This window comes from Petrocella sp. FN5, from assembly GCF_029210395.1.
Taxonomy (GTDB): domain Bacteria; phylum Bacillota; class Clostridia; order Lachnospirales; family Vallitaleaceae; genus Petrocella.
This window is the reverse complement of the sequence record NZ_JARGDP010000139.1, coordinates 1-2,412: the sequence shown is the minus strand read 5'-3', so window position 1 is coordinate 2,412 and position 2,412 is coordinate 1. Positions and strand designations below refer to the sequence as shown.

At 33.1% G+C, this 2,412-nt stretch carries 3 protein-coding genes; 2 read left to right on the top strand and 1 reads right to left on the bottom strand.

Annotated elements, in window-relative coordinates:
• Positions 1-163 precede the first annotated feature (163 nt).
• Both P0N36_RS14990 and P0N36_RS14985 read left to right on the top strand, forming a co-directional pair.
• The gene (locus tag P0N36_RS14990) at positions 164-637 is read left to right on the top strand and encodes a hypothetical protein (protein WP_275843683.1); all 474 of its coding nucleotides are present in this window, start codon (positions 164-166) and stop codon (positions 635-637) included.
• A gap of 168 nt (positions 638-805) precedes the next feature.
• Positions 806-1,210 (top strand): DUF2177 family protein, encoded by a 405-nt coding sequence (locus P0N36_RS14985; protein WP_275843682.1) that lies wholly within the window; start codon positions 806-808, stop codon positions 1,208-1,210.
• Positions 1,211-1,319: 109 nt separating this feature from the next.
• On the opposite strand, the gene P0N36_RS14980 is transcribed toward P0N36_RS14985, so the two are convergent.
• Positions 1,320-2,336: a tripartite tricarboxylate transporter substrate binding protein gene (locus P0N36_RS14980; protein WP_275843681.1), complete on the bottom strand. Its 1,017-nt coding sequence runs from the start codon at positions 2,334-2,336 to the stop codon at positions 1,320-1,322.
• Positions 2,337-2,412 lie beyond the last annotated feature (76 nt).

The window sequence follows — 2,412 nt, the reverse complement described above, 5'->3', positions numbered from 1 at the left end:
ATATTTTTAATATATAATCTCTTTAAGGATATGTTATAATCATTTATGTACTCATCATATGATCAGTACATAAGAATACGTACATGAACTTATTTTTATGAACGCGCCATACTATTATATGAGAGAATAAACGCTTTGTTAGCGTCAGAGGGAGGCCATTAACATGGAACAATCACTGATCGACACATTGAATGCCTATATTGAGAAACAATTGGATACGCAACTTGATACTTCAAAGGAAGATCACAACCCATTGAGTAGCCTCGAAGATTATATTTATCTTAACCATATGCCTAGCTTTAGAGAACTACTCTTTAATTTGATCGATGAAAGCAATGCACTTGACTCAGATATTTTTGAGCGAGCCGGTATTGACATGGACCACTTCATTGATATGCGGTTACATCCTAATATTGATGTGGATATTAATACTGTCATAAGATTATGTTTAGCCCTAGAACTAACCCTTGATGAAACTGAATCATTGCTCTATACAGCTGGATTCTCACTGGATACAACAAAAATATTTGATCTTATTGTACAATTTTGTATCGAACATAAGATCTATGAGATCGCAGATGTTAATGAAGCACTGGCTATATATCATATCGATCCACTTATTGTCGTAAGCACATGATATGCTTAATGTATCAAAGCTAAGTTTTACTAAATTCACATAGATTATATGGATTTGACGCCTTAACCATGATATTGAATGTTATGTATTGAAATCTTTTGACTTTATTCACGTATTGTGATATATTTAAAAGTATACAGTCAACCATATCACGTAAGGAGTGATTCTATGTATTACTTAAAAATATTTATCGTGACCTTTTCAATCTTTATCATTATAGATTTAATATGGCTGGGTGTGGTTGCTAAGAACTTTTATAGCAAACATTTAGGGTACATTATGGCACCTCAGCCTAACTGGCCTGTAGCTATTACATTCTATGTCCTTTTTATAATAGGTATGATGTTATTTGTTCTATTACCTGCACTTAATGCAAATGATATGGGTCATGCATTACTCTATGGAACGCTCTTTGGATTTTTCACTTATGCGACCTATGATTTAACCAACTGGGCTACACTTAAGGATTGGCCTTGGTTTCTTAGTCTTGTAGATATCATATGGGGTTCATCTTTAGGCGCTTTGACTTCTTCTATAAGCTATTATGTCTTAAAACATTTCTTGAAACTATAAACAATGGTTAAGGTGTCAAAACTATATAGTTTTGACACCTTAACCATTAATAATATAAAGAGGTGTTTAATTGAAACACTTTTTTATGTGGCAATTTGTGAAGTTTTTGCTAATTAATATTCTCAGCACTTTCTTTAAAATTATTGTAAAATAAATAATCTTCTTCTATAAACATTTCAAATGTTTTTTTTTCTCTATAATCATACTGAAGGTTCAGTTTTGCTAACAATTCTATAAAATCATGATCTTGAACTGCTTTAGTAAACCCATCAAGTAAAACATCTCTAATTTCAGGGTCAACGCCTTTTGGTAGTGCCAAGCCCCTCCATGTATTCATACTGAAATCATAGCCACTTTCTTTGAAAGTTTTCACCTCAGGTAGTTCTGTTATACGTTCCTCTGAAAGTACTGTTAATACTTTAATTTGATTATTCTCAATATGGTCAATAACTTCTGAAATTCCTGCTATAACTATATCTAATTTTCCACCTAAAACATCCAGCACTGCAATAGAGGTTCCGTCATAATATTGATCTTCAAATATAATATCTGTTTTTTCTTCAATTTTCCCTGCTGCTAAATTCCAAATACTACCTTTACCTGCACTACCAATTGTAAACACTTTGTTTGTCGTATCTACATACTTCACCAGTTCATCAATGGTGTCAAAGGGAAAATCTTTTGATACAACCACAACACCTGTTTCACTATTTAGTAACATCAATGGTTCTATATCTGAATAATTAAAATCAATTATCCCGAAAGCTGCTAATGTATTAATTTCTGTCGTAACAAGTGTTACTGTATAGCCATCTGGTTTAGCAAAAAGACCTTCTGCTAAACCTCTTGCACCACCCTGTCCCAGTTTATTGACTACAACAATAGGTTCAACAAAATAATTGTTTGCCGTTCGTGCAAAAGCCCTTGCAACACTGTCTGTTCCTCCTCCCGGAGCATATGGCACAACAATCTGTATCGGCTTTGATGGGAAAATTTCATCCTCATTTTGAGACCTGTCAAACTGGTTATTATATTGATCAGCCTGTTGATTCTTACAGCTTGTTACACCTACGACCACAAGAAGAATAGTCATTGTTATTGATATCCATAGTTTTTTATTATACATACCATCTTCTCCAATTGTTCTAATCTATTTCTTTACAACTTATCATAGCAAATAGCTATAGCCTTGTAAAGAACTC

Bases quoted from the DNA above. Each gene is read 5' to 3' on its own strand.
- P0N36_RS14990 (WP_275843683.1), top strand. From the start codon at position 164: ATGGAACAATCACTGATCGACACATTGAATGCCTATATTGAGAAACAA.
- P0N36_RS14985 (WP_275843682.1), top strand. From the start codon at position 806: ATGTATTACTTAAAAATATTTATCGTGACCTTTTCAATCTTTATCATT.
- P0N36_RS14980 (WP_275843681.1), bottom strand. From the start codon at position 2,336: ATGTATAATAAAAAACTATGGATATCAATAACAATGACTATTCTTCTT.